The organism is Roseburia sp. AF42-8, from assembly GCF_003435965.1.
In the GTDB taxonomy this organism is placed as follows: domain Bacteria; phylum Bacillota; class Clostridia; order Lachnospirales; family Lachnospiraceae; genus Roseburia_C; species Roseburia_C amylophila.
On sequence record NZ_QTVB01000014.1, the window covers coordinates 77,394 to 85,194 of the forward strand.

General features: G+C 40.7%; 8 protein-coding genes and 1 pseudogene. 2 read left to right on the plus strand and 7 right to left on the minus strand.

From position 1 onward, the window contains the following. Nucleotides 1-84 precede the first annotated feature (84 nt). The gene (locus tag DW059_RS17180) at nucleotides 85-606 is read left to right on the plus strand and encodes an FAD:protein FMN transferase (RefSeq protein WP_330408331.1); all 522 of its coding nucleotides are present in this window, start codon (nucleotides 85-87) and stop codon (nucleotides 604-606) included. A gap of 40 nt (nucleotides 607-646) precedes the next feature. Then, the gene (locus tag DW059_RS17185; RefSeq protein WP_334294167.1) at nucleotides 647-1,114 is read left to right on the plus strand and encodes an FAD:protein FMN transferase; all 468 of its coding nucleotides are present in this window, start codon (nucleotides 647-649) and stop codon (nucleotides 1,112-1,114) included. 8 nt (nucleotides 1,115-1,122) lie between these two features. Here DW059_RS17185 and DW059_RS08045 read toward each other — a convergent pair whose 3' ends face one another. The 7 genes and pseudogenes from DW059_RS08045 to rsxC all read right to left on the minus strand — a co-directional run bounded on the left by DW059_RS08045 (nucleotide 1,123) and on the right by rsxC (nucleotide 7,617). Beyond that, nucleotides 1,123-2,520 carry an MATE family efflux transporter gene (locus DW059_RS08045; protein WP_117698414.1) on the minus strand — a complete coding sequence of 466 codons (1,398 nt, stop codon included), beginning with the start codon at nucleotides 2,518-2,520 and terminating at the stop codon, nucleotides 1,123-1,125. A gap of 82 nt (nucleotides 2,521-2,602) precedes the next feature. Continuing rightward, entirely contained in the window at nucleotides 2,603-3,394 is a 792-nt protein-coding gene (locus tag DW059_RS08050) for an RnfABCDGE type electron transport complex subunit B (protein ID WP_117698415.1), read from the minus strand. A gap of 13 nt (nucleotides 3,395-3,407) precedes the next feature. Further along, the gene (gene rsxA, locus DW059_RS08055; protein WP_022243743.1) at nucleotides 3,408-3,983 is read right to left on the minus strand and encodes an electron transport complex subunit RsxA; all 576 of its coding nucleotides are present in this window, start codon (nucleotides 3,981-3,983) and stop codon (nucleotides 3,408-3,410) included. A gap of 14 nt (nucleotides 3,984-3,997) precedes the next feature. Further along, complete coding sequence (gene rsxE / locus DW059_RS08060; RefSeq protein WP_022243742.1) at nucleotides 3,998-4,720, minus strand: electron transport complex subunit RsxE; 723 nt, start codon at nucleotides 4,718-4,720, stop codon at nucleotides 3,998-4,000. After that, nucleotides 4,720-5,327: pseudogene (locus tag DW059_RS17605) on the minus strand (RnfABCDGE type electron transport complex subunit G). The gene rsxE and the pseudogene DW059_RS17605 overlap by 1 nt, the downstream one beginning before the upstream one ends. Next, entirely contained in the window at nucleotides 5,320-6,267 is a 948-nt protein-coding gene (locus tag DW059_RS08070) for an RnfABCDGE type electron transport complex subunit D (RefSeq protein ID WP_117698416.1), read from the minus strand. The pseudogene DW059_RS17605 and the gene DW059_RS08070 overlap by 8 nt, the downstream one beginning before the upstream one ends. 21 nt (nucleotides 6,268-6,288) lie before the next feature. Then, nucleotides 6,289-7,617, minus strand: a complete 1,329-nt coding sequence (rsxC, locus tag DW059_RS08075) for an electron transport complex subunit RsxC (RefSeq protein ID WP_117698417.1) — start codon at nucleotides 7,615-7,617, stop codon at nucleotides 6,289-6,291. Nucleotides 7,618-7,801: the final 184 nt, after the last annotated feature.

The following is a 7,801-nucleotide window of genomic DNA, read 5'->3' on the forward strand; positions in this document are numbered from 1 at the left end:
TACCTTTCGAAAAAAATCATCTGTAAATTTTATCTTCCTTGTGCTATGCTTGTGCTATATGATTTTAAAAGAACCGGAGTATACATGATGAAAACAAAAAAGACGATATTTTCTTATAAATTAACCTGCAGTTTACTTGCTTTCTTTCTCTTCTTCTGCTCCTTCTCCTTCGTGGGATGCGGACGCAGCAAAGAACCCGTTTCCAAATCTGATTTTTATTTTAATACAGTCATTACTATTACACTATATGGAGAAGAAAATGCTTCTTATATTGATGACTGCTTCAAGCTTGCTTCCCATTATGAGAACCTTTTCAGCAATACCATCGCAGACAGCGATATCAGTAAAATAAACAATGCTGGTGGCACACCGGTTACTGTGGATGATGATACGATTGAATTATTACAAAAAGGTATTTATTATGGTGATTTAAGCCTGGGACAGTTCGATATCACCATTGGTAAATTGTCTTCACTCTGGGACTTTCCAAATAACAGCGGTACGGTTCCATCTGAATCTGATATTGAAGCCACACTTTCCACCATCGACTATCATGCGATTGTTATTGATGGAACGAAGTTAGTCTTTCCAATCCGGATGCCATGATTGACTTGGGAGCATCGCCAAAGGTTATATTGCTGATAAAATGAAAGATTATTTAAATGAAAAAGACATTACCTCCGGCATGATTAACCTTGGAGGCAATGTCCTTACGCTGGGTGATAAACCAGATGGAAGCAACTATAATATCGGTATCCAGAAACCATTTTCCGATGACGGCACTGCCATTGCCAGTGTTGAAGTCTCTGATGAAACGGTAGTAAGTTCCGGTGTTTATGAACGTTATTTCTATGTGGGTGATAACTTCTATCACCACATTTTAAATCCGAAAACCGGTTATCCTTATGACAATAACCTGCTGGGTGTCACCATTATCTGTCCGAAATCCGTAGATGGTGACGGACTTTCCACCACCTGTTTTGCTTTAGGATTAGAGGACGGCATGAAGCTGATAGAATCCTTGGATGACACGGAAGCCATTTTTATCACCGACAATTACGAACTTCATACCACATCCGGCATCGGCAGCAATATTCCATTTCACGAAATGTAAACATAATCCTATTGCTGCTCCATAACCATATTGTTGACCCAGATTTTCTTCTTTACCATAACATATCCGATGATGCATTTTATAATCTCTATCAACTGACAGGATAAATAAATAGATACAATCGGAACTCCTGTAAATCTGGTTAACACAAATGCCAGTGGAATATCTACCACCCAGATATAGACACTGTCAAAAAGAAAGGTAATGACTGTCCTGCCACCGGAACGCAGTGTGAAATAGGTTGCATGCATAAATCCATATAACGGCATGCAGGCTGATGCAATCCGGATAAATTGTTTTGCTAGTCCACGCACTTCTTCTGTCGTATTGTATATTCTTGGAAAGAACGGAGCAATCGCAAACATGCAGGCTCCTATAACAAAACAACAAAATACAGAAAATACAATCATCTTGCGGTCCGTATCCACCGCCTCTTCCAATTTACCAGCACCAAGCTGCTGTCCTACAATGATGGATATCGCACTTCCCAACGCAATAAATACAACATTAAAAAGATTGGCTACTGTATTTGATATATTAAATCCAGCTACAACAGCAAGACCTCTTGTGGAATAACACTGCATCAGGACTGCCATTCCTCCAGCCCATAAAGTTTCATTTAAAAGCAATGGTGTTCCTTTTATGATAATCTGTCGTACCAGTGTTCCCGGTATTTTAAAATCACGGTAAGCTCCTACAATAAAATGATTCTTATCTGCTCTCGCATGGGTCCACAAGACAACAATAATGCATTCCACAACTCTTGCCAATACGGTTGCTGCCGCTGCACCTCTTACTCCTAATGCAGGCAGTCCAAATGCACCAAATATTAATACATAGTCAAACATCAGATTTACTGCTACAGAAGCAATTCCAGCTTTCATCGGAAGAACCGTTTCTCCTGTTTCACGTAATGTCTGGGCATATGCCTGAATCAATGCAAAAGGAACCATGGATGGCATTACCGTCTGTAAATACTGTTTTGCATACAATAATGTAGCTTCAATATCTCCCGTGCTTCCTCCTTCATGCAAAAACAGCCGAATTAACGGTTCATTTGCAAAGCCCAATATCAGCATCCATATGACTGCTAAGAAACCACAGGCTACAATTTTAAAACGGAAGGCATCCCGCACTCCTTTATGGTCCCCTTTTCCATAAAACTGTGCCCCAAAAATGCCTGCACCGGATACTGCTCCAAAAATACAGATATTGTAAACCAGCATCAACTGATTGATGATTGCGACACCGGACATCTGCTCCGTTCCAACCAGTCCTACCATGATATTGTCCAAAAGACTCACAAAGTTAGTGATGGCATTCTGTATCATAATTGGAATAGCTACCAGCAGAACCATTTTATAAAAATCTTTATTTCCAATATACTTTTCTCTAAATTTTCTCATATCCAATCCTCATATAACATCAACTACGCAAAACGGGACTGCCAAATCAATGACAATCCCGTTCTTTCTATCACAGAAACGATTATAAAATAATCTTCTTCGGACATTTCTCGGCACAAATGCCACATCCGGTACATTTCTCCTGGTCGATATAAGCCACATTATCTACGACATGAACTGCATCATTTGGACAGTTCTTCTCACAGAGATGACAGCCAATACAACCTACGGAGCAGGCTTTCATAACGTCTTTGCCTTTATCCTTGGAACTGCACTGTACCAGATGCTTTGCTTCATATGGTACCAGCTCAATCAAGTGCTTCGGACAGGCTGCAACACATTTTCCACATGCCTTACATACTTCCTTATCCACCTTTGCAATACCATCTACAACATGGATTGCATCAAACGGACATGCCTTTACACAGTTTCCAAAGCCAAGGCAGCCATAGCTACAGCTCTTTGCTCCGCCGCCCGGAATAAATGCCATAGCAGCACAATCTTCTACTCCGGTATATTCATAATCATGACCGGCTTTTTCACAGGTTCCTGCACATTTTACAAAGGCAACCTGCTTTGCGCCTTCTTCTGCAGCAACTCCCATGATTTCACCGACTTTTGCTGCAACCGGCGCACCACCAACAGGACATCCATTGACCGGGGCATCACCTTTTACAATAGCAGCTGCAAGACCGGAACATCCGGCATAACCACAACCACCACAGTTATTTCCAGGAAGAACACCAACAATTGCTTCTTCCCTTTCATCTACTTCTACTTTGAACTTTTCTCCGGAAACGCCGAGGAAAAATCCAATAAAAAGTCCTACGCCGCCTACAATAACGGCTGCAATAATAATTGCCTGTACACTCATCTTTTCTTTCCTCCTAAATCATTCCTGAGAAGCCCATAAATGCAATGGACATCAGACATGCTGTAATTAACACAATTGCTGTTCCTTTAAATGGCTTAGGGATATCATTATATTCAATTTTTTCACGAATTCCTGCCATAATTGTAATAGCAATAAAGAATCCAAATGCGGTTGCAAAACCGTTTACAACGCCCTCTAAGATACCATACTCTTTGGTTACGTTGGTAAGTGCTACACCTAATACTGCACAGTTGGTTGTAATCAAAGGAAGATACACTCCAAGGCTCTTATAAAGAGCAGGCATGGATTTCTTTAAGAACATTTCTACAAACTGTACCAGCGCTGCGATTACAAGGATAAATACAATCGTCTGTAAATACTGTGTTCCCGTCGGAATCAGTATAAACTTATAAATCAATGAGGTAACAAAGGAGGATATCGTTATGACAAAGATAACGGCTCCACCCATTCCAGCAGCGGTCTCTGTTTTCTTTGATACACCCAAGAAAGGACAGATACCAAGGAACTGGCTTAATACTACGTTATTTACAATGGCTGAACCAATTGCAATCAATAATAATGTCTGCATCTGTCATATTCCTCCTATTCACTTTTTTCCTCTGCATCTGCAGCTTTCTTCTCTTTTTCGCTGCAGGTTGCAGACATGCTGCATCCGGCACAGTCTCCACTGATACAGCCGGCAGGCTCTGCCAGTGGTTTGCCTTTTGCTTCCATCTTCTGACGAACAATACTCATTAAAGCAACTAAGAATGCCAGTACCAAGAATGCACCCGGTGCCATAACAAAGATATTGATTGGTGTATACCATTTCAGTGAAAGAATCTGGAATCCAAACAACTGTCCTGCACCTAAAATCTCACGGACAATGCCAATACAGGTTAATCCGAAGGTAAATCCAAGTCCCATACCAACACCGTCTAAGATAGACAATACAGGTGGATTTTTAGATGCATAGCTTTCTGCTCGTCCAAGGATAATACAGTTAACAACAATAAGAGGGATATATACACCAAGCTGTTTAGCCAGTGCCGGTGTATAAGCCTTCATAATAAATTCTACAATGGTTACCAAAGATGCTACGATAACAATGTATGCCGGCATTCTGACACCATTTGGAATTGCTTTACGGAATAAGGAAATCAACAGGTTAGAGAAAATCAATACCACTGTTGTAGATAATCCCATTCCCAGTGCATTCATTGCTGATGTTGTTACTGCCAGTGTCGGACACATACCAAGCATCAGTACAAAGGTAGGATTTTCTTTAATCAATCCGTTATATACGCGTTCTAAATACTTATTCATTATTCAGCGCCTCCTTCCAATTCATTCTGGAAGTATGTAATGCAGGCATTTACACCATTGGTCATTGCTTTTGATGTAATGGTTGCACCGGAAATTGCTTCAATCTCGTTATCAGCAGATGGTGCCTGTTTCACAACGGTAAAGCTGTCTACATTCTTATTCTTATACTGTTTGGAGAAGTCTTCTGTCTTTGCCTTGTCTCCAAGTCCAGGTGTCTCTGACATACTGGTAACGGAATAGCCGTTTACGGTTCCATCATTCTTTATGCCAACAGAAAATGTGATATTACCCTGCTTCCGTCTTTAGCTGTTACAGTAATCACATAGCCTAATACATTGCCATCTTTATCTAATGCTTCCTGCACACCATTGATTTCATCACTGTAACCATTCTGCTCTAACAGGCTGGCTGCGGCTTCTGCATCAAAATCATAGGTGGAAAAAGAATCTGCATCTTCAAACACTGCTTTGTATGCAGCCTGTGCAGTTGCCTCTTCTGCCTTTGCAATCGGATCCTTGGTAATCTCATATACCAGTCCGAGAATAAATCCGATTACTACGGTAAATACGGTTAAAATCAACGCGTCATGTACAATCTTCTTATTCATGCTGCTTTGCCTCCTTTACCTGTCCAAAGGCCTTTGGAATTGTAATCCTTTCAATCATAGGAACCAGAAGGTTGCTTAAAATAATTGCAAAGGATACACCTTCTGCGTTTGCTCCAAAGATACGGAATAATCCGGTAAGAATACCTAAAAGAATTCCATATAAAATCTGTTCCTTCGGTGTGATCGGTGATGTTACATAGTCGGTTGCCATAAAGAATGCACCAAGCATTAATCCACCACCACAAAGCTCAGCAACGATATAGTCGATGTCAAAGCCATGTCCGCCGAACAAGCTGATAAATACTACAAATGTAATGATATAGGTTCCCGGAATCCGAAGTGTAATGACACCCATCAGGATTAAGAACATTGCTCCAATTAAGATAGCAATAGCGGATGTCTCTCCGATGGTTCCGGCTGTCTTACCAATTAACATATTCATGGTATTAACAGCTCCAACGCCCTGTTCTCTGATCAGAGCCAGTGGAGTTGCTCCTGAATATCCATCTACAGTAAAGTTTGTCATGTCTGCGGCAAATGCTATCAGTAAAAAGCATCTTGCACCCAGTGCCGGGTTCATAAAGTTCTGTCCCAGTCCGCCAAACATCATTTTAACAATAACGATTGCAAATACACTGCCGATTACAGCTTCCCACCATGGAAGGGATGCCGGCAGGTTTAATGCAAGTAACAGTCCGGTAACTACCGCACTTAAATCACTGACGGTATTCTTCTTATGTACAATCAGATTGAAAATCCACTCTGATGCAATACAGCTTGCAACAGATACCAAAATCAATACTGCTGCTTTATATCCAAAATTAACAATACCAAATATACTTGTTGGAAGCAGAGCTATAATTACATAAAGCATGATTCTGCTTGTTGTATCTTTGGCTCGTACATGTGGTGATGATGATACATGATATAACTCACTCACAATAGTCCACCTCTTTCTTTGTTATTTATTTTTTTTCTTTTCAGCAAGAACCTGTTTTTTCATTGTCTTAATAAGCTGTGCTAACGGACGTTTTGCCGGGCAGATAAAACTGCAGCTTCCACATTCCACGCACTCAAGACCATGCCATTTTTCAAATTCTGCCATATCTCCATGCTCTGAGAATTTAGATAATCTGGATGGAACAATCTGTTCCGGACATGCTTCTACGCAACGACCACAATTGATGCATGCTGTTGCATCTGCATCTGCTTCTGCCACTTCATCTTTGGTCATACAAAGGAGTGCTGAAGTAGTCTTGGTTGTCGGCACATCTAATCCGAACATGGAAAAGCCCATCATTGGTCCACCGGAAATAATTTTCTCCGGCTGCTCTTTAAATCCACCGGCAGCATCTAAAAGTTCCTGGAAACTGGTTCCGATTAAGAACTCAAAGTTACCCGGCTCTTCTACTGCATCACCGGTAACTGTAAAGATTCTGCTTGTAACAGGTTTTCCTTCTTTTACTGCATGGTATACGGCAACCATGGTTGCAACATTATCTACGATACATCCTGCATCTGCCGGAAGCATCTTGGAATTAATTGCACGTTTGGTTACTGCATAAATAAGCTGACGTTCACCACCCTGTGGGTATTTTGTCATAAGAGGTGCGACCTCCATACGAGGCTCATCTTTCGTTAATTCTAATAATTTTGCGATACAATCCGGTTTATTATTCTCGACTGCAAATACACCCTTGGCATGTTCAAACATACTGAGAATAATACGCATGCCTTCTACCAGTTCTTCCGTGTGGTCTAACATGATGCGGTAATCAGATGTCAGATATGGTTCACACTCTGCACAGTTGGCAATAATATAGTCGATTTTTTCCGGTTCCTTCGGAGATAATTTTACGTGGGTTGGGAATCCTGCTCCACCCATACCAACAACTCCCGCTTCTTTTATACGGTTAATAATTTCTTCTTTGGAAAGAGCACTGACATCTTCTACTGCCTGATACTCTACCTCATTAAATTCACCATCGCTTTCAATTACAATGGAGTTCACCATATCACCTGTTGGAACTCTTCTTGGCTCAATTTTCTTAACAGTTCCGGATACGGACGCATGGATTGGTGCAGATACAAAGCCGCCTGCTTCTGCTATCTTCTGCCCCTTCAAAACGGTATCTCCTACCGCTACGATTGGTGTTGCCGGTGCTCCAATATGCTGCGATAATGGATATACCAGTTCACCTTTGGGTAATAATTCACGTATTGGCTTATCTTTTGATAAATCCTTTCCTTCGAAAGGATGGACGCCACCTTTAAATGTCATTAAACCCATCTTATGTGCCCCTCTTTCTATGATAGTATTGTACTGCATATGCAATGCATTTAACATAAAATGTATTATAAACACAAATTAGTTTTTTTTGACACACTAAAAAGATTTTTTTCTCAATATTTTTGTCGATTTTTGAACAAGGAATGATTACTTTTTTCCCATACATCGTGTATAATAAAAAATA